Raw genomic sequence first — 19207 nt, 5'->3', positions numbered from 1 at the left:
GGCGGCGGGCGTCAGCGACGCGGCCTGGCCGGCCACCAGCCGGCAGGTATGGTCGCGTCCCCACCGGGCCGTCGGTGCGTGCCCGCGTGCCCGGCGGTGAGGTTGTATGTATCCGCGGCGAAAGCGCTCGACGGGGAAGCGCCTATGGCGAGGAGGACCACGTGAAGGCTGGCGTGACGCACGCTTCCCCGTTGATTTTTGCGCCAGCAAAAATCAACGGGGGTCCCGCGCCCTGGGTTGGCCAGGAGCACCACTGTGTCCTGGACCACAGGGGAGTGGGAAGGGCCGCGCCAGGCGCCGCCCGTACGGCCACCGGAGCGGCCGCATGATCCTTCGCGCCCGCCGCATCGAACGGCTCGAGGAACACCCGAACCTGCGTGGCATCCTGGGCATCCTCGCCCAGCTGGTCCACACCTCCGACGGCGAGCTGGCCCAGCTGGCCGTCGAGTGGCGCAACTCCCCGGCGCTCGCCGTCGCCAGAGACCGGGCGCTCTCGCCCGAGTCACCCCTGGTCGTCGAGGTGCTGGCCGCGTTCGACGCCCTCTCGGCCATCTACGCCGATGACCTCTCCGGCGCCGAGTACGTCACGGTCGACCCGTCGGTCACCGCGACCGCGCTGCGCTCGATGCGCGACGCGCTCGCCGCCGCGTATGCCCGTCCGATCCTGTCGCGCTCGGAGTACGCCGGCCTGATGCGCCCATGGCGCATGGTCTACCCACGGGTCCGCTCGCACGAACCCGATCTGGGCCCGTCCGCCGCGGATGTCAAACGGGTGCTCGCCGCGCTGCCGAGGCTCGCGGTGCGCTGCCACGACCCACGCAGTTCCGAGGTCTTCGAGGGCCTGCTGGTGACGGCGCTGACCCGTGACGAGTCCGACCATCAGGAGGCGATGGACGCCGCCTTCGGCACCGCCGTGCTCACCGGCCGGCGCCGGGTGTGGACGCTGGTCCGCCGCAGCGCCGCCGAGGGGTTCTGGCGCCCCTGCCAGGACTGCCGCGGCAACGGCGCGCTGCTCGCCCAGGACCCGTCGACGGAGGCGCGCGTCATGGAGCTCTGCGCCGACCTGGCCTGCGCGCTGCTGGTCGAGGACCTTCTCGACCCGGTCCTGTGCGCCCGCCTGACGACTCCCCTCACCGCCCTCATCCCCCTGCAGGACCACTCGGTCCACTGACCGGGCGGTTCCGGGCTCTGACCGGACGGTTCCGGCCTGCGCCGGCGCCGCATAGGAGCCGCCGCCGGGCGGCCTAGTCCGGGCGGTAGACGATGAGACGGGCACCGTTGGGCGTGATGGTGATGCTTTGCACACCGTCCGTGACCTCGCCGTCGCGGGCAAACGGGAGCGGCCCCGCGGGCTCGGTCGCGTCCGCGTCCCGGCGGGGCGCCCGGCCCCACCGGCCCGCCGGCCGGACGGCGGAGACCTGGATCCGGACGGCCGTCCGCCTCTCGTAGACCCGGCTGCGCCGCAGCTGGCCGGTGAGCACGGCGACGACGAGCCGCGCCCTGGAGAACGGGCTGGCGCCGTCGACGAGGCGCAGGTCGAGAAGGCCCTCGTCGAGCCGCGACCGGTAGGTCGGGGCGAACCCGGGCGGGCGGTAGTTCCCGTTGCCGACGAAGAGCAGCCACAGCCGGCGCCGCTCCAGGCCGGCCGGCACCGAGGCGGTCATCGGCCACCCCACGCCCAGCGGGGCGTCCTTCACGCCGCGGCGGGCGGCGCGTGTACGCGTCGGGCCAGTGGGGTCAAAAACGGTGATGTCCACCTCGATCGGGGGGTCGTTGCGCAACACCCAGGCCAGCGCGACGACCATCGCGGGCCATTTCCCGAACCGCTTCTCGAGCCGTTCCCGGATCGCGACCATGTGGGCGTAGCCACCCAGGCTGGCGGTGTTGAGGAACACCCCGTCGAACCGCTCGCCGGCCGCGTCGACCCCCTCGAGACGGCCGACGTCGACGGCGACGGCGCAGCCCTCGCGGATGGCGCGCGCCGTGTCGGCGATGCCGGTCGCGAGGCCCAGATCCGCCGCGAAGTGGTTCAGCGTGCCGACCGGGAACACGGCGAGCGGCAGGCCGTGGGCGAGCGCCCTGGCGGCGGCCGCGCTGACCGTGCCGTCACCGCCCGCGACGCCGAGCACCAGGCAGGAGGCGGCGGCCTCGTCGAGCGCCTCCTCGAGGTCATCGTGCGGACCGACCTCGACGACCTTGGCGAGTGGCAGCTCGGCTCGTAACTGCCCGGCGACGTCGGGCGCCTGGCCAAGCCACCCACCCGTCCCCGAGCTGGCGTTCACGACCACCGTCAGGCCCTCGCCGTCCGGCAGGGCCGGCACCGAGGCCGACGCCGGCCGGCCCCGCGCGGGCTCCCAGGACCGTCGGGGCATCACCTTCGTCGTCGCCAGCGCGCAGGCGGCGCCGAGGGCCGCGCCGGCGACGACGTCGCTCGGGTAGTGCACCCCGATGTAGACCCGGGAGAAGGCCACCAGGCCCGCGAGCGCGCCGACCGGGGCGGCGACCTTCGGGGCGTCGAGCGCGACGGCGGTGGCGAACGCGGCCGCGGACGCGGAATGCCCGGACGGGAACGAGAACGACAGGTGCTGGCGGTGCGGCCGGCGGACGAGCGGGACCGCGTGGTTGACGGGGCGGCCACGTCGAAAGATCATTTTTGCGGGGCCGTTGGTGACGGCGCTCGCGAGCCCGAGCGCGACCAGGCCGCGCCCGGCCGCCCGGCGACGCCGGCCCCGGGTCATTCCGAGGGCGCCGGCGACACCCCACCACAGCAGGCCATGGTCGGCCGCGTGGGACAGCCGAGGGAGCAGTGGGTCGGCGATGGGGCGAGCTGCGGCGATGGCCCCGAACAACGCGCGGTCGGCGGCGCCGACGCGCGACGCCACGCCTCGCACCGGGCGTCTCCGCTGGGACGCCGGCACCGGATTCGCTCCCCGCGCGGCATTACCCACACGGATGGCCACCTGCCGCGCCCATCGACTCTCCGCCACGTCCGCAGGCTAACCGGGGACGTCCGCAAGCACCTAGCCCACAGGCACGTTCTACTCGGATGTGGGTCCAGCAAAGATCGTGAACGGAGCATCGCCCGCGGCGGGCCGCGACGCTGTCCCAGCGACCAGCAAGCGCAACTCACCCGCAACTGGTGACGGCGCATCGGCGCGGCGCCATCCCGGCCACGTCGTCAGCCCGGTCCAAGCCCTACCACCGCCATATGCCAGGGCCCGGCACCACCCGAGGAGGGCGCCCAGCGCCCGACACGGGGCGAGCGCGCCGAGCGCCTCGCCCCGACAGGCCGCGCCGGGCGCCGGGCCGCCGGCTCGCGCATCCGCTCGCGACGCCACACCAAGGCGCCGCGGCGGCACGCGGGTCAGACCCCGGCCGGGATGCCACCGCGGCGCGGGGCCGCCGGCCGCGGGACACGCGCGGCGCCGTACCTCACCGGGCCACGGCGGGGTTCCACCGTGCGGCCGGTGGGGAGGATCTCGCCGGTGTCCTCAAAGAGGATCACCCCGTTGCAGAGAAGGCTCCAGCCCTGGTCGGGGTGGGTACGTACCACCCGCGCCGCGTCCCGGTCGGCGGCGTCCGCGTTCGGACAGATCGGCTGGTGCTGGCAACAGCGGCTCGTTTGAAGAGGGTCGCTGTGGGCGCCGCTCTCGGTGCCGTCGCCTGGTATGGGTTCGGAACCGAGGGCAGAGGCTGGTCCGACGATGCCGTCGGACCCGGCGGCGCCCGCCCGCGCCGCCTGCTGAAAAGAACTCGCCTGCACGGGCACCAGACGTTACGCCTACCGGTTACAGCAGTCACAACGACCTGCTGACTACGGCCTCGGCGTGTTTACATGGCAGGTTCCAAACCGGCCCCAAACAGGACCCCGGATGGTCGCGGAGGGTATCCGAACGGGCGCACCGACCCCTGGATTCTTCACCGAGAGTAGCTAACACGGGGACCACATCGGCACGAACCTGGGAACTTCCCGCCTTCACCGCAAAGGCCACATACCAGGCCCGCGGCGTCGCCAACCAGACACCCGCCGCGGGCTCACCGGCGGCCGCCGCGAGCTTCCACCGACCGGCCCTCGAAGCGGCTTCGAAGAGGCCTCGGCCCCCGGCCGTCGGTCTGGGCGCGGCGTCGGCGCGGCCGCCGACCGGTCCGGCCTCCAGCACCCCGCCACCGGGCGGGCGGGACGCCGGTCCCGGACGCGGCACACACAAACGGTAGGTTACTGACCTGCCGCCATGCGGGACCTTCGGGCACCCGGCGAGAATGGGGCGCAGGCCGAGGTGGGGCGCGTCACGGGGGATGCTCTCGATATGCGGCGCACGTCGCCGCGAGCGTCGGCCTGGGGCGCTTCGTCCTCGGCAGGGAGAGGGACGGTGGAGGACGAACCCGTGGATGCCGCCCGCCCGCCCGCCACCCCCAGCCAGGATGCCGCGGCGGCGAGCGGCCTCGACTGGGCCGACGCCCCGCCGCCCGGCGGCGCCGCCGAGAGCACGGCGGCCGGCGGCCCGGCGCCCGCCTCCTCGGCAGCCGCCAGCTCGACGGCCGTCGGCCCGGTAGCCGCCAGCCAGGCAGTCGCCAGCCAGGTCGGCCCGGGTCTCGCGGCCGGCGGTCACGCCACCATCACGGCCGTCGCCGACCGGCGGGCGGCCGCGGGCCATCCCGGCTCCCCCGGCGGTCACGCCTCCGGCAACGGCCACCCCTCCCGGGCCGGCTCCTCCCGGCACGGCCGCGGCGCCGCGCGCGACACCTCGACCCGGGTCGAGGTGTCGGTCGTGATGCCCTGCCTGAACGAGGAGGAATCGGTCGGCGACTGCGTGCGGGCGGCGCGGGCGGGGCTTTCGCGGCTCGGCCTGCCCGGGGAGGTGGTCGTCGTCGACAACGGCTCGACCGACTCCTCCGCCGCGCGCGCCGCCGCGGCCGGCGCCCGGGTCGTGGCCGAGCGGCGCCGTGGCTACGGCAACGCCTACCTCACGGGCTTCGCGGCCGCCCGCGGCCGGCTCATCGTCATGGGCGACGCGGACAGTTCCTACGACTTCACCGCCATCGACGCCCTGGTGACCCCGCTGCTGCGCGGCGAGGCGGACTACGTGCTCGGCTCCCGGCTGGGCGGGCAGATCCTGCCGGGCGCAATGCCCTGGCTGCACCGCTACGTCGGCAACCCGGTGCTCACCGCGATCCTCAACCGGCTGTTCGGGGTGCGGGCCTCCGACGCCCATTCCGGCATGCGGGCCTTCACCCGCGACGCCTACGCCCGGATGGCGCTGCGTAGCGAGGGGATGGAGCTCGCCTCCGAGATCGTGGTGGCGGCGGCCCGCGCCGAGCTGCGCTGCCTGGAGATCCCGATCACCTATCACCCCCGGGTGGGCGCCTCCAAGCTGGACTCCGTCCGCGACGGCTGGCGGCACCTGCGCTTCATGCTGCTGCTCGCGCCGCGCCACCTGTTCGTCCTGCCCGGCCTGCTGCTGTTGGGGCTGGGCCTGCTCGGGCAGGCGTCGTTGCTGGTCGCCGCCGTGACCGACCCGGCGCGCGTGACTGGCGGGCCAGGCGTCCACGGGGCGTGGGAGCCGTACGGCTGGTACGGGACGCTGCTCTGCGTGCTCGCCGCGCTGGTCGGCGGGCAGCTCGTGCTGCTCGGCGCGTTCGCCGACGCGCACCACGGCCGGGTCGGCTGGCGCATGCCGGGCCAGCGCCCGCCCCGGCTGGTCCGCTGGCCACTCGCCCCCGGGCGGGGCGGGTACCTGGGGAGCACGCTGTTCGCCACCGGCCTGCTGGCCGCGCTCGTGCTGGGCGTCCTGGTCGTGACGGCGACGACTGGCCACGACGCCACCGGGATGGCGCGGGTGACGGCGCCGTGGCCGGGCTGGTCGCCGCGCCTCGGCGCGCCCGCCGCGCTGCCGGCGGCCGGGCTGGCGCTGACGGCGGCGGCCCTCGGCCTGCAGGGCATGCTCGGCACGTTCTACCTGCGCCTGGTGGCGACGGCGACCGGCGCGGCCGCGCGATGACGGCCGCCTCCGTGGCGACCGGGCCCGACGGTGTCGGCGCCGACGAGCGGACGGCGGGGACGCGCGCGACCGGAGACCTGGCCGGCGAGGCCCTCCCCCGCGGTCATCACCCCCGTCGGCGGCTGGCGGCATGGAGGCCGGGGGCAGGGCGGCGGCACTGGCTGTTCGCCGTGTTCCTGGTGGCCGGAACAGGGCTGCGGCTGCTCGCGATGTACGCCTACCGGCCGGCCTTCGAGTTCTCCGGCGACTCGTACGCCTACCTGACTCTCGCCAGACTCCACCAGCCGGACCCGATGCGGCCCGCCGGCTACCCGGTGCTGCTGAGCGTGCTCGCCCACACCCATCGGCTCGCCGTCGTGCCCGCCGTCCAACACGCCGCCGGGCTCGCGATCGGCCTCGCGCTGTATGCGTTTCTGCTGCGCCGCGGGATCGGGCCGGTCGGGTCGGCGCTCGCTGCCGCGCCAGTGCTGCTCGACGCCTACCAGCTCGACATCGAGCACTTCGTCATGGCGGAGACGCTGTTCCTCGCGCTGCTGGTCGGCGCGCTGATGGCGCTGCTGTGGTCACCAAGGCCGTCGATCGCCGCCTGCGCCCTGGCCGGCGGGCTGCTGGCCGCGGCGGGGCTCACGCGCACCCTGGGCGTCGCGCTAGGCGTGCTCGCGCTCGCCTACGTCGTCGTCCGCCGCCTCGGCTGGCTGCGGCTGGCCGCGTTCGCCGTGGTCTTCGCCGCGCCGCTGGCCGGATACGCGACCTGGTACCACTCGTACCACGGGACGTACGCGCTCTCCGGCGGAGACGACGCCTGGCTGTACGGCCGGGTCGCCCCGATCGCCGACTGCGGCCGGCTGCGGCTGAGCCCCGAGCAGCTCGTCCTCTGCTCGCCCTACCCACCGGCCGACCGGCCTGGCCCGAACTACTACGTCTGGGCCGACACCAGCCCGCGGTTCCAGCTCACCGGGACCGACGAGCACAAGAACCAGGTGCTCGGCGGCTTCGCCCACGAGGTGATCCGCCGCCAGCCGGCCGACTACGCCCGGATGGTGGCCGCCGAGGTCGGCCACTACTTCGCGCCCGGCCACTACACCGGCTACCGGGACTGGCCGGACGGTGCCTGGCGCTTCCCGGACGCCCACACCCCGCGCTACTTCCACGTCAGCGAGCCGCTGCTCGACTTCGACGAGCGCCACCCGCCCCGGGTCGTCCACGAGTGGGCCGCCGGCCTGCTGCGCGGCTACCAGCACTTCGCCTACACCCCTGGGCCGTTGCTGGCGGTCCTCGTCGTTCTCGCGCTCATCGCGACCGGGCTCGGCCTCCCCCGGCCGCGGCTCCCCGGGAGGCCTCGGCATGGCCAGGCCGACGGCGTCCTCGGGCCACCCGGTGGCGACACGACGGCCGGCGAGACCACCGGCTCCGCCGACCCGGCGGGCACCAGCGGGACGGCGGGCGCCAACGAGACGGGCGTCGGTGCCGCCGTGGCGGGCGGGGACGCACCCGCGTGGCGCCGGCTGCTGGAACGTGCCCGCCGGCGGCCGGCCCGGCCCGGTGTCGACCCCGTGACCGGCGAGCGCCGCCGGATCGGCGCCGACTGCGCGCTGCTCACCGCGCTCGGCCTCGCGGTCCTGGTCGTCCCGGCCGCGACGGTCTGCTTCGACTACCGCTACATACTCCCGGTGCTGGTCCTCTTCCCGCCCGCCGCCGCCCTCGCGGTCCGCCAGTTCCACCTCGCCCCCCACCGCTGACCGTCACAACGGCGCGTTCAGCGCTCGCCGCCTACCAGCCGGCCAAAGGGGCCTCGATCTTGGGGCAGGTGTCCATCACGACCCGCAGGCCGGCCTCCTCGGCGCGCGCCGCGGCCGCCTCGTCACGCACGCCGAGCTGCAGCCACAGCGCGCCCGCGCCGGCGGCGATCGCGTCGTCGACCACCGGGCCCGCGAGCTCCGAGCGGACGAACACGTCCACGACGTCGACCTTGAACGGGATGTCGGTCACCTGGGCATAGCCCGGCTCGCCCTCGAACTCCGCCTTCGACGGGTGCACCGGGATCACCCGCTTGCCGTGCTCGCGCAGGTAGTGGGCGATCTGGTAGGCCGTCCGTGCCCTGTTGTCCGACAGCCCGACCACCGCCCAGGTCTCCGTCTCGACCAGGAGGGCCCGGACCGTCTCGTCATCTCCGTACCGCACACCGATCGCAACCACCATCCGCGCCCCGGTCATCCCCGCGCGACGATGGGGGCATGACGGCGGAGCGGCAGGCGGCGGACGGCGGCGCGACGGGAACGCCTGGGACGGCCGACGGCGGTGGGCCGCGGGCGGTGGTTTTCGACATGGACGGGGTCCTGATCGACTCCGAGCAGGTGTGGGACGCGGTTCGGCGGGAGCTGGTCGCCGAGCGCGGCGGGCGGTGGGCGCCGGACAGCACCCGGGTCATGATGGGCATGTCGACGCCCGAGTGGGCCGCCTACCTGGTGAGCCTCGGCATCGGGATGACGGCGGACGATGCGGTCGACGAGGTGCTGCGCCGGCTCGGCGAACGCTACGGCGACGCGCCGCCGCTGATCGACGGCGCGGTGGGCGCGGTCCGGGCGCTGGCGGCGGCCGGGTTGCCGCTCGCGGTCGCCTCCTCGTCGCCCCGCCCGGTCATCGAGCTGGTGCTGCGCTCGGCGGGTCTCGACGGCGAGTTCCGGACGTTCGTCTCGTCGGAAGAGGCTGGCCGGGGCAAGCCGGCGCCGGACGTCTATCTGGAAGCCGCGCGACGGCTCGGCGTCCCGGCGGCGCACTGTGTCGCGGTAGAGGACTCGACGAACGGGGTGCGCGCCGCCGTGGCGGCGGGAATGCGGGTGATCGTCGTGCCGAACCCGCACTTCCCGCCGTCCTCGGAGGCGGTCGCCCTGGCCGCCGCCCGGCTGGGCCACATCGGTGACCTCACCCTGGAGACGGTCCGAACCGCCTACGCGCCCGCCTGAACCGCCCGGTGCGGGCGCACGGGCCACGGGCGGCCGTGTTCCGACGCGGCCGCGGACCGACGTCAATGCCCCATTCGGTGAGCCGATTCCACCTATGATCGGCTGGTGTCGAAGCCATCCACTGGTGCCGCCTGCCCGCTCCTGGCGCCCCGGGCGGGTGACCGGTGAGCGAGAAGTACCGGCTGGTTCTGGCGCCATCGGCCGAGCGGGACCTTGAGCGGCTGCCGGAGCTCATCGCGGTCGACGTGAAGCGGTTCCTCAACGGCCCGCTCCTGAAGGAGCCGTACAAGGCCGGCAAGCCCCTCGGCGCGCAGGACGCGAACGAGACCCGGTCCGCCGGACGGGAGGGTGCGACGCCGTCGGCGACGATGCTCGAGGCGTCCGAGCACTCGTGGCGGGTCCTCTACCGCGTCGACGCGAACACCCGCACCATCCGCGTCATGGTCGTCGGCCACCGCCCCCGCGTCGTCCGCCGCCTCGCCGACCCGGGCCCCCGCATCCCCTTCGTCGACCGCTTCCGCTAAGTCGTCCCTCAAGCACCTTCTGCCATGGCCGCGCGACAGCCACGAACGCTCGCCCGGCGGACAGCCCTGGGACAATCCATCGATTCAGCGTCAACCGTGTTGGCGTGAGGTTGTTCTGGTGGGCGAGGCACTCAACCCGGCCACAGAAGACGACGGCGCATCAGCGCAGTGCCAACGCAGCCACGTCGTCAGTCCGGAACTAGGTCGGCCACCGTCATATGCCTTGGACCCGGAACCAGGTGCGAGGGCGCTCAGCGCCCGAAGGCGGCGCCCGGTGCCGGGCGCGGAGCGTCCGGCACCGGACCGCCTTAGACGACGTTGACGCCGAAGTCGACGGCGATGCCGCGCAGGCCGGTGGCGTAGCCCTGGCCGACGGCGCGGAACTTCCACTCGCCGCCGTACCGGTAAAGCTCGCCGAACAGCATCGCGGTCTCCGTCGACGCGTCCTCGGTGAGGTCGTAGCGGGCGATCTCGATGCCCGTGTTCGCGTCGGCCACGCGGATGAACGCGTCGCGGACCTGGCCGAACGTCTGCCGCCGCACCTCCGCGTCGTAGATCGAGACCGCGAACACGACCTTCGCCGCCTGCGCGGTGAGCCCGCGCAGGTCGACCATGATCTGCTCGTCGTCGCCACCGCCACCGCCGACGAGGTTGTCGCCCAGGTGCTGCACGCTGCCGTCCGGGCTCGTCAGGTTGTTGAAGAAGATGAAGTAGCTGTCGGACAGCACACGGCCCCGGTCGTCCACGACGATCGCGGACGCATCGAGGTCGTACGGCGCGCCGGAGGTCTGCCGGACCTGCCAGCCGAGACCGACGGTGACCGTGGTCAGGTTCGGGGCGGCCTTGCTGAGGGAGACGTTTCCACCCTTTGACAGGGACACGGAGGCCATGGCCACAAAGCCTAGTACTGCCCATACAAATCGGAAGACTGAATCTTGTCCGCTGGCAGACGCCGGACACCCGTTGCCACGCCCCCGTTGACCGTGCCGGTGAGCCCTGCTTCCTCCACCTCCGTGTCGATTCGATGACTCAGCGCGGCGGCTGGCGCTCGTGGCCGGCCGGCCTCGGCCGCGTCGCCGGTAACCTTCGTCCGATGTGCCCGCCGATCCCGACCGAGCCCCCGGACGCACCGCCCTATCCCGGCGGCGCGGCCCGCGTCCTCGGCGCGGCCGGGCCGGCCGGCGGCCGGGACGGCTCGGCGGTCGCCCGGGGCACGGCGCCGGGCGCGGCCGACGACGGGATGGCCCGCCGGTTGAAGGCGCTGGCGCTGACGGCGCCGCTGCATGACCTGGACGCGCGCAAGCGCCTGCTCGACGGCGCCGACTTCGCCGTCTACGCGATGGCGGAGCTGGCGCTGCACGCCATCGACCTGGTGACGGTCGCGATGGACTTCGACCGGGGCGCCAGCCACGACCAGGTGCTTCGCCGCCTCACCCCGCTCGCCGCCGCGCAGGCACCGCGGCGGCCCGCGGCCGAGCACGAGCGGGCCGCCCGCTGGGTGCTCGACAACCTGATCAACGTGGGCAGCGTCGACCGCGGCTTCGACACGGTCTACGGCACGTACCACCCGGACGGCCGCTACGAGCGGCGCAGGTTCGACTTCAAGCTGCTCGTCGAGCTCGCCGACCCTGCCGGCGAGATCTACCTGCGCGCCACGGACGAGGCCGTCACCGTGCTCGTCGGGGCGCTGGACACCGACGTCACGTCCGCCCAGGTCGCCGCCGAGGTGACGCTGGACAACCTGATCCGCCGTGGCCGGCTCTCCGACGCGCGCACGGCCGCCGAGGCGGCCCGCTACCGGACCGTGCAGTACGCCGAGCAGCTGCGCCGGAGCCTGGAAGGCACCCGGCGCGACGTGCTGTCCGTCGACTGGCTGCACACGCTGCCGGCGCTGGTCGACGAGGCGCTCGGCCACGTCGAGGCCCGGTACCGGCACGAGAACGCGATCCTCACCCACATCCGCCGCTACCGCGACTCGGCCGAGGACCCGGCGCACAAGCGGGCCGCGGCCGACCTCGTCACCATCGTCGCGGACTGCGTGCGCCGGCACACCCAGCTGCAGGCCCGCCTGCAGGAGGCGTTCGCGGTGTTCCGGGCGGAGCAGGACCGCCAGCAGTTCGCGGCTCCGGCGGCTGGCGGCGGGACCGGTGTCGACCTGTACACCCAGCTGCTCGCGCCGACGCTCGCCCGCCCGCTCAGCGAGGCGAGCCAGGTGGCCGCGGCCTTCTTCCCCGGTGCCGCCGGGGTCCGTCCGCCGCGCGCGCCGCGCCTGGCCGACCTGGTCGACGCGTTGCTGCGCCCGCCGGCCGAGCGCGACACCCTGGGCGCGCCGGTCCCGGAGGCCGAGCTGGTCGCCTGGGAGGAGCCGCCCCGGTTCGGCGACGACGCGTGGGGGCTCGCGCTCGAGCTGCTCGACGAGATCGACCCGGACGCGCCGCGGCGGCTGTCCGGCCTGCTCGCCGAGGCCAGGGCCCGGGCGGGCAGCGAGGCCGTCGCCCTCGAGGTGGCCCAGCTGCTCGCCCTGCTCACGCTGCACGCCGTGAGCCCACGGCTCGCCGCGGTCGCGGACCTGCCTGGCCAGCCACACCGGCTCGGCGGGAAACCCGGACGCGTCGGCGACGCCACGGCCAGCCACCCGGGTCCGGCTGACGGCGCCGAGGCGGCGGCCGGCGAGCGGCCGCTGCTCGCGGTCGACGACGGCACGCCGCTGGACGACCCCGAGTTCGCCGGCGCCGACCTGCTCGTCGGCCGCGTCACGGTCACCGACCGCCCCGGCCCAACCGAGGCCGAGGCCGAGGCCGCTGAGACCGAAGCCGCCGAGTCCGACGTTGCCGAGACCAAGGCCACCGGGACCGAATCCGCTGGGACCAGGGCTACCGACGCCGGCACCGAGCCGGAGACCAGGACCGGCGAGGGCGGACGGGCCGCGCCCACCCCCACCACGACCGACCTGGTGGGTGCGCGGTGAACCTGCCCGTCGAGGCGGCCGAGGATGACGCCGGCACGGCCACACCGTCCTGGCGGGGCGGAGGCCCGCCGGTCGAGGCGGTGGCGCGGGACGCGGCGGAGCTGGTGGCGTTCGGGCTGCGGCCCCGGCTGGTGCCGGCGCGGGACGCGCGCTACCGCGAACTGGTCCGCCGCTACGTGCACGAGCCCGGCTTCGCGGCGCTGACGCACGCGGTCGCGGACGGGCTGGGCATCGTCGTCCTGGATGTCTCCGACCGGGCGGGGCTGGTCGCCGGCGGCACCGCGGATTCGGCCTTCACCGTGCGGATCAGCGACTACGCCCGGCGCGCCGGCGGCGAGCACCGCGCCGCCGACCGGATGCTGCACGCGCTGGCGCAGCTCGCGATCGCCGCGCTCGCGTTTCCCCGCCCGGCCGACCTCACCGACGACTCCTATGTCGGGCGGGTCAGCGTCGACGGGGTGGACGCGTTCGTCCGGGAGGCCGCCCGGCTGCTCGAGGCCGGGGCCAGCGGCTCCGCCGTCCCCGGCCCCGGCGACCCGCCGCCGGAGGATGAACCACGACTGGAGGCGGCCTGGCGGCTCTACGCCCGCAGGCCGGCGACCGGGACGACCAGGGACTCGCGCAGGCTCTCCGGGTCGACGACCGGGATCATCGCCCGGGCCATGGGGTTCCTCGTCGAGTCGGGCTGTCTGGTCCAGGTCGGCGAGGAGGGCGGCGGCACGTTCCGCACCACCCCGCGCTACCAGGTGCAGGTCCGCGAGCTGGCCGCCGACGCGGCGATGGAGGAGCTGCTCGCGCTCGGCGTCGTCACCGTCGCCACCCCCGACGGCGGCCTGCGTGTCGTCCCGTCCGCTCCCGACCTCCTCGACGCCGGCGCGCCCGCGACCTCCGCGGATCCGGCGGGAACCCCGGCCGAGGGGCGCGCCGATGTATGAGCTGGCACGGGTGCGGTTGCACTCGATCGGGCCTCGGGGTGCCCGCTTCGGCGACGTGCTGCTCGACTTCTCCGGCGTCGGCGGGCCGGTGGCGGGGCCGCGTCAGGACTCGATGTTCGACCTCGTCTCCGCCCAGCCGGCGCCGCCGCCAGCGGCAGGCGGTGCCGGTGATCCGGGAGGCACGGGCCCGGACGCCGGCACGGAGACCGGTGCGGGGGCCAGCTCCGCCGCCACCACGGGTCTGACGGCCGGCGCACCAGGTAGCGGCCCGTCGGCTGACGCGGCGCCGGCCGGGTGGCAGCTGGGCGGGGAGCCGCCGGTGCGGCGGCGGGCGTCGCCGGCCACCGTGCTGTTCCTGGAGAACGGCGGCGGCAAGAGCGTGCTGATGAAGCTGATCTTCTCCGTCGTGCTGCCGGGGCGCCGGCACGTCGTCGGCACGTCCAACGGACGGGTGCTGGACAACTTCGTGCTGCCCAGGGACTGCGGCCAGGTGATCTGCGAGTGGCAGCACGCGGTGACCGGCGAGCGGGTCGTGACCGGCAAGGTGAGCGAGTGGCGCGGGCGTGGCCCGGCCGACGGCGGCCGGCTCGCCGACGCCTGGTATTCGTTCCGCCCGTCCGGCGGCCCTGGTGGCACAGACCTCACGACCCTCCCACTACGCCGCGACGGCCGGCTGGTGACGCTCGCCGGGTTCCGCGAGGCGATGACCCACGCGCACGCCGCCGACCCGGCGCTCGACCTGACCTGGGAGACTCATCAGGGCGCCTGGCTGGAGCACCTGGACGCCCTTGGCCTCGACCCGGAGCTGTTCCGCTACCAGCGCGCCATGAACGCCGGCGAGGGTGAGGCGGCGGAGGCGTTCGCGTTCACCACCGACGAGGGGTTCGTCGACTTCCTGCTGCGCGCGGTGACACCACCGGAGGACCCCGCCGGCGTGGCCGAGGTCGTCGACGGCTACGCGGCCAAGCTCGCCGAGCGGGCGGCGCTCGCCGCCGAGCGCGACTTCGTCGCGGGCGCGCTGGACCGGCTGTCCGTCCTCGTCGACACCCTGCGCGACCGGGACGTGGCCCAGGTGGGGCTGGACGCCGCCCGCGTCGAGATCGCCCGGCTCGCCGCGGGAGTGGACGGACGGCTGCGGGCCGGTGAGGCCGACCGCGCGGGGCTCACGGCCCAGCTCGCGGCGGCCGGCGACGCGGAGGCCACCGCCGAAGGGGGCCGGGCGCACGCCGGCGACCTGGTGGCCGCGCTGCGCCGCCGGCTCGCCGAGCTGCGCCTCGCCGACGCTCAGGCGGCCCGCGACGAGCTGGTCACCGCGGCGAAGGCGACGGCGACGGTGGTCGAGGGCTGGCGGGCGAGCGCGGACACGCTGCGGCTCGCGGCGGCGAGCGCCGAGGCGGCCCGGCTGACAACGCTGGTCACCGAGGCCCGTGACACCGCCGCGCCGGCGCTGGCCGACCGGGACGCCGCCGCCCGCGCGCTGGTCGCCGGGCTGCTGGCGGCCGCGGCTCGCGCCCGCGCCGCCGCCGACGAGGCCGAGCGGCGCGCGACCGGGCAGGACCAGGATGCCGAGACGGCGGCCGAGGCCGAGCGCCGCGCCCTCGACGAGGCCGCCACCGCCCGCGCCGGCGAACGCGCGGCCCGGGACCGGGTCGAGGCGGCCGCGACCGCGCTGGCCGCCGCGGCCGCCGGCGGCCTGCTCCCCGGCACCGCCAGGACCGCTGCCGACGTCGACAGCGCAGGCAGCGGCAGCGGCGCCGGCGCCGGATCGTGGTCGGTGGGCGACCCTCCAGACACGACAGCCGACCACGCTTCGTCTCTGCCGGACCGACCGTGGTCGCTCGGCGTGTCCGGGGACACGGCCATCGGCCACGCATCGTTGGGCGAGGCCGCGGCGGACGCGGCCGACGCGGCTCGCGCCGCGGCAACGGCGATCCAGGAGGCGCTCGCGGAGGTCGGCCGGCTGGACCGGGAGCGCACCGCGACGGCCGAGGCGAGCCGGCGGGCCGAGCGGGCCGGCGACGCCGCCCAGGCGAGGGCCGCGGCGCTCACCGACCAGGTCGCGGCTGCCGACGACGACGCCGCGGCCGTCACCGCCGACGGCAGGATCGCCGCCCTGCTCGGCCTCGCGGCGGCGGCCCCCGCCGCCGCGGCGGGACTGGACAGGGTGGCCGAGGAGGCCCTCGCGGCGCTGCGGGCCGCCGTGGCGGCGGGCGAGCGGCGCAGGCTGGAGCTGACCGTCGAGTCCGACGCGGACCGTCGGGTGCTCGCCGCGCTCGGCGACGACGACCTTCGCCCGGCCCGGCCCGAGGTGCTCGCGGTGTGCGCGGCGCTGACCGGGGCCGGGATCGCGGCCGAGCCCGGCTGGGCGTACCTGGCGCGCGCGGTGCCCGTCGCCGACCGCGAGGCCGTGTGGCGCGGGCGTCCCGACGTCGCCGACGGGGTAGTCGTCACCGCGCGGGACCCGGACGGCGCGGGCGCCACGCTCGCGCGCGCCCGCGAGGTCCTCCTCGCCGCCCGCCTTCTCCCCAACGCGGCCGTCACCGTCGCCACGCCGGCCGCGTTCGCCGCTCCCCGCGGCGCGGCCGCCGCCCGCGGCGCGGCCGGCCTTGGCACCGCGGCTGGTCTTGGTACCGCGGCCGGCCCTGACGACGTGGCCGGCCCCGCCGAGGGCGCGGAGCGCGTGAGCCGCGCCAGCGACGGACCGGCGTCTGACGGGCTGGTGTTCGTCGTGCCGCCGAACCCGGCACTGTACGACACGGACGCGGCCGCCACAGAGCGGTCCGCGACCCAGCGGCGCCAGGACGACCGGGCCCGGCTCACGGCCGAGCTCTCCGCGAGGGTCGAGGCGGACAGGGCATTGACGGCCGCGCTCATGGGCTGGCGGCGCACCTGCCCACCGGGCCGGGTCGCGGCGCTGGCCGCGAAGCTCGCCGCCGCCCGGGACGCCGCGGCCGACGCCGCGAGCGCGCTCGCCGGGACGACGGCGCGGGCCGAGGAGGCCCGGGCCGCGGCGGACGGGGCGTTCGCCGCCGTCGAGTCGCTGCGCGCGGCCGAGCAGCGCGCCGTGGCCAGGGCCGGCGAGCTCGACCGGCTGGCCCGCGCGATCGGCAGCCCGGTCGAGGACCTCGCCCACGCGGACGAGCTGGCCGCGACCGCCGCGCGGCTGGCCGCGGCGGCCGAGGCGCACCGCGCCGCCGCCACCACCGCCCGCCGCGCCGGCGCCGAGGCGCGCCGCGAGGCGGACGGCGCCCGCCGCACCGCGGACGCGGCCCGAGCCGAGGCCGCCGAGGTCATCGGCGCGGGCGCGGAGGTCGACAGTGCCTCCGAGACCGGGAGCGGCCCGGGAGCCGGCGGCGGTCAAGGCCATGGTGGCGTGCCGGGCGCAGGCGGAGGTGACGAGGCGCCGCGGGTCGCGGTGGCGGTGCTGCGGGCCCGCTACGAGGCGGCGACCCGGACGTACCAGCAGGTCGCCGTCGGCGCCGACCTGACCGCCGCGCTGGAGCTGGCCCGCCGGGAGGAGGCCGCGGCCCGGGCCGCTCTGGATGCGCTCACGCCCGAGGTCCGGCGGGCCGCGCGCGAGCTGCTGGACGGGCCCGACGGCGCCGACGCGGCCTCGCGCGCCGCGGCCGCCGCCACGGCCGGGCGGCGCGCCGAGGCACTGACCGCCGAGCTGGACGAGATGCGGGAGCGGGTCGGCGGCCTGCGCGAGGAGGTCCGCGCCACCAGTGAGGAGGCGCGTCGCCGACGCGCTGGCCCGCTGACCGGCGACCAGGTGCCCGCCGACGCACGGCACGCCGAGGAACTGCTGGGACGGGCGTTCGCCGCCGTCCGCGCCGCCGAGACGGAGCTCGGGCGCGCCAGGGCGGGGCGTGAGCGGCTCGGGGTGCTCGCCAGTCAGCACGACGGCACGCTCGCCGCGTTCCGCGCCGTCGCCGACACGCTCACCGAGGCGATCGCCGACACCGCGAACGCCCCGGACCGGCCGGCGGACCTCCCGGCGGATCAGCCAGCTCGGATTCGCCGGTCTGGCGAGAACCCCGGCGACGACGTCGCGACCGCGGGCGGCGCGGCGGCCGGTGGTACGGGCGCCGGCGGGCCGGCCGGGGCCGCCACGTTCGGAGGTGGTCCCGAGGAGGCCCGTTCCGCGGCGCGGTCGGCCCGCGACAGCTGGCGGGCGGCGACCGCGCGGCTCGCGACGGCCGCCGCCGCCGTGCGCGCCGCGGCGGACGCCGTCGCCGCCTGGGCCGGGCAGGATCGGTTCGAGGGCGTCCGGGCGCCCGCCCGCCGCCAGATGGTCCGCGCCGGGCGCGAGGCGGTCGCGGCGAACGCCGTCGCCTGGGCCGACGCGCTGGCACCCCGGCTGCGCAGCCTCGACGACGACCTCGCGCACATCGGCCGCAACCGGGCGGCGATCGTGGCCCGGCTGGAGGGCATGGTCCGTGCCGCGCTCGGCACGCTGCGCGCCGCGCAGCGGCTGTCCCGGCTGCCCGACCAGCTCGGCGACTGGTCCGGCCAGGAGTTTCTGCGGATCTCGTTCGCGGATCCCGAGGCGGCGACGCTCGCCGACGCGCTCGGCGACGTCGTCGACGCCGCGGCCGCGCAGGGCCGGCCCGCGGCGGCCGGGCAAGGTGGGCCCGCGGCGGCGGTGCCGGGAGGCCAGGCGGCCGGCGCAGGCGCCGCCGCCGGTGGCGGCCGGGCGCCGATGGCACGGCTGGACGGGATGGCGCTGCTCCTGCGCGGGGTGCGCGCCGCCCTCCCGCGCGGCGTGCGGGTCGAGGTGCTCAAGCCGGACGCGGTGCTGCGCACCGAGCGGGTCCGGGTGTCCGAGCTTGGCGACGTGTTCTCCGGCGGCCAGCAGCTCACCGCGGCCATCATCCTTTACTGCACGATGGCGGCGCTGCGCGCCAACGACAGGGGCCAGCTGCGCACCCCGCACGCCGGCGTGCTGTTCCTCGACAACCCGATCGGCCGCGCCTCCGCCGGCTACCTGCTCGACCTGCAGCTTGCCGTCGCCGACCGGCTCGGTGTCCAGCTCGTCTACACCACCGGCCTGTTCGACACGGCCGCCCTGGCCGCCTTCCCGCTGGTGATCAGGCTACGGAACGATGCCGACCTGCGCGCCGGGCTGAAATACCTCCGCGTCGAGGAACATCTGCGCCGCGGCCTGCCGGCCGCCGGCGGCCGCCCGGATGCCGCCACCGGCGTCCTCACCGCGACCCGTGTCTACCGCCGCCCCGCCTGACCACGTCGAGTGGACTTCCACGGTTGGCCCGGCGTGGTCTGGATACAGGCCCGATCAACGCTCGCGTCCAGACGCCAACATGGATTTGTTGAGTTGGTGTCTTGTGCAACCCACCGGTAGATGCCACTATCGAAAAAGTACCGCCCGGTACCCCCCGAGCCGGGCGGTACGCAAACTTGCCCTACTCGCCGGCCCTTTCGGCCGACAGTCCGCAGCCCGCAATGTCGTTCCGGGGCTGCCCCCGGAGTCCCGGCGCAGACGAGGCTCCGGCCCCCTTCGGCTCGTTGTCGCCTCACGATGACGTGGCGCGCAGCCTTTTCATCGCCGCTGGGCGGCGACGTCGGCCTCTCCCGTTTCTCGTCGCTTGACCGCGGCGTCGTTCCACTTGTTTGTAGCCGCCGACGGCGTTGGCGAAGTTGCGTTCACAACTTCTTGGCTCACCACCTTCAGTGACGTCGGGTCGCGGTCACTCTTGGGCGTGGCGCAAGTTCAGCATTACAACGCGAGTGCCGGTTTAACTCTCGGGCGGAAGGGTACACAACAGCGCGCCTCAGGTTGGGAGCGGAATCCGAACGC

12 protein-coding genes are annotated in these 19207 nt (G+C 75.9%); 8 read left to right on the top strand and 4 right to left on the bottom strand.

Annotated elements, in window-relative coordinates:
* The first annotated feature begins 325 nt into the window (after nucleotides 1–325).
* Entirely contained in the window at nucleotides 326–1171 is an 846-nt protein-coding gene (locus BCD48_RS15965) for a hypothetical protein (RefSeq protein ID WP_071049190.1), read from the top strand.
* A 73-nt stretch (nucleotides 1172–1244) separates the two neighbouring features.
* On the opposite strand, the gene BCD48_RS15960 is transcribed toward BCD48_RS15965, so the two are convergent.
* Both BCD48_RS15960 and BCD48_RS53695 read right to left on the bottom strand, forming a co-directional pair.
* The gene (locus BCD48_RS15960; protein WP_071049189.1) at nucleotides 1245–2882 is read right to left on the bottom strand and encodes a bifunctional phosphatase PAP2/diacylglycerol kinase family protein; all 1638 of its coding nucleotides are present in this window, start codon (nucleotides 2880–2882) and stop codon (nucleotides 1245–1247) included.
* A 482-nt stretch (nucleotides 2883–3364) separates the two neighbouring features.
* Nucleotides 3365–3769 (bottom strand): DUF5999 family protein, encoded by a 405-nt coding sequence (locus tag BCD48_RS53695; protein WP_241841765.1) that lies wholly within the window; start codon nucleotides 3767–3769, stop codon nucleotides 3365–3367.
* Nucleotides 3770–4370: 601 nt separating this feature from the next.
* Here BCD48_RS53695 and BCD48_RS46430 point away from each other — a divergent pair.
* Both BCD48_RS46430 and BCD48_RS15950 read left to right on the top strand, forming a co-directional pair.
* The gene (locus BCD48_RS46430) at nucleotides 4371–5999 is read left to right on the top strand and encodes a glycosyltransferase family 2 protein (RefSeq protein ID WP_241841764.1); all 1629 of its coding nucleotides are present in this window, start codon (nucleotides 4371–4373) and stop codon (nucleotides 5997–5999) included.
* Nucleotides 5996–7738, top strand: coding sequence for a hypothetical protein (locus BCD48_RS15950; RefSeq protein WP_083418719.1), 1743 nt, complete (start codon nucleotides 5996–5998; stop codon nucleotides 7736–7738). The genes BCD48_RS46430 and BCD48_RS15950 overlap by 4 nt, the downstream gene beginning before the upstream one ends.
* A 31-nt stretch (nucleotides 7739–7769) precedes the next feature.
* Here the strand turns inward: BCD48_RS15950 and BCD48_RS15945 are convergent, their stop codons facing one another.
* Nucleotides 7770–8180 carry a CoA-binding protein gene (locus tag BCD48_RS15945; RefSeq protein ID WP_491677139.1) on the bottom strand — a complete coding sequence of 137 codons (411 nt, stop codon included), beginning with the start codon at nucleotides 8178–8180 and terminating at the stop codon, nucleotides 7770–7772.
* Nucleotides 8181–8233: 53 nt separating this feature from the next.
* Here BCD48_RS15945 and BCD48_RS15940 point away from each other — a divergent pair, with 53 nt between their 5' ends.
* Together BCD48_RS15940 and BCD48_RS15935 are read left to right on the top strand one after the other, a co-directional pair.
* Nucleotides 8234–8962 carry an HAD family hydrolase gene (locus BCD48_RS15940; protein WP_083418707.1) on the top strand — a complete coding sequence of 243 codons (729 nt, stop codon included), beginning with the start codon at nucleotides 8234–8236 and terminating at the stop codon, nucleotides 8960–8962.
* Nucleotides 8963–9126: 164 nt separating this feature from the next.
* The gene (locus BCD48_RS15935; protein ID WP_071049186.1) at nucleotides 9127–9486 is read left to right on the top strand and encodes a type II toxin-antitoxin system RelE family toxin; all 360 of its coding nucleotides are present in this window, start codon (nucleotides 9127–9129) and stop codon (nucleotides 9484–9486) included.
* 308 nt (nucleotides 9487–9794) lie between these two features.
* Here the strand turns inward: BCD48_RS15935 and BCD48_RS15930 are convergent, their stop codons facing one another.
* Nucleotides 9795–10376, bottom strand: a complete 582-nt coding sequence (locus tag BCD48_RS15930; RefSeq protein ID WP_071049185.1) for a TerD family protein — start codon at nucleotides 10374–10376, stop codon at nucleotides 9795–9797.
* Nucleotides 10377–10579: 203 nt separating this feature from the next.
* Here BCD48_RS15930 and BCD48_RS15925 point away from each other — a divergent pair, with 203 nt between their 5' ends.
* The 3 genes from BCD48_RS15925 to BCD48_RS52920 are packed head-to-tail and all read left to right on the top strand — an operon-like array spanning nucleotide 10580 to nucleotide 18631.
* The gene (locus BCD48_RS15925; protein WP_083418718.1) at nucleotides 10580–12454 is read left to right on the top strand and encodes an amino acid adenylation domain-containing protein; all 1875 of its coding nucleotides are present in this window, start codon (nucleotides 10580–10582) and stop codon (nucleotides 12452–12454) included.
* The gene (locus tag BCD48_RS15920; protein WP_083418706.1) at nucleotides 12451–13389 is read left to right on the top strand and encodes a hypothetical protein; all 939 of its coding nucleotides are present in this window, start codon (nucleotides 12451–12453) and stop codon (nucleotides 13387–13389) included. The genes BCD48_RS15925 and BCD48_RS15920 overlap by 4 nt, the downstream gene beginning before the upstream one ends.
* A complete protein-coding gene (locus BCD48_RS52920; RefSeq protein ID WP_071049184.1) occupies nucleotides 13382–18631 on the top strand; it encodes a hypothetical protein in 5250 nt (1749 codons plus the stop codon). Before BCD48_RS15920 ends, BCD48_RS52920 begins: the two co-directional genes overlap by 8 nt.
* Nucleotides 18632–19207 lie beyond the last annotated feature (576 nt).

Source organism: Pseudofrankia coriaricola (genome assembly GCF_001854805.1).
In the GTDB taxonomy this organism is placed as follows: domain Bacteria; phylum Actinomycetota; class Actinomycetes; order Frankiales; family Frankiaceae; genus Pseudofrankia.
Note: the sequence above shows the minus strand (reverse complement) of the source record. Positions and strands in the feature narration are given on the sequence as shown.

Bases quoted from the DNA above. Each gene is read 5' to 3' on its own strand.
- BCD48_RS15950 (WP_083418719.1), top strand. From the start codon at position 5,996: ATGACGGCCGCCTCCGTGGCGACCGGGCCCGACGGTGTCGGCGCCGAC.
- BCD48_RS15930 (WP_071049185.1), bottom strand. From the start codon at position 10,376: ATGGCCTCCGTGTCCCTGTCAAAGGGTGGAAACGTCTCCCTCAGCAAG.
- BCD48_RS52920 (WP_071049184.1), top strand. From the start codon at position 13,382: ATGTATGAGCTGGCACGGGTGCGGTTGCACTCGATCGGGCCTCGGGGT.
- BCD48_RS15940 (WP_083418707.1), top strand. From the start codon at position 8,234: ATGACGGCGGAGCGGCAGGCGGCGGACGGCGGCGCGACGGGAACGCCT.
- BCD48_RS15965 (WP_071049190.1), top strand. From the start codon at position 326: ATGATCCTTCGCGCCCGCCGCATCGAACGGCTCGAGGAACACCCGAAC.
- BCD48_RS15925 (WP_083418718.1), top strand. From the start codon at position 10,580: ATGTGCCCGCCGATCCCGACCGAGCCCCCGGACGCACCGCCCTATCCC.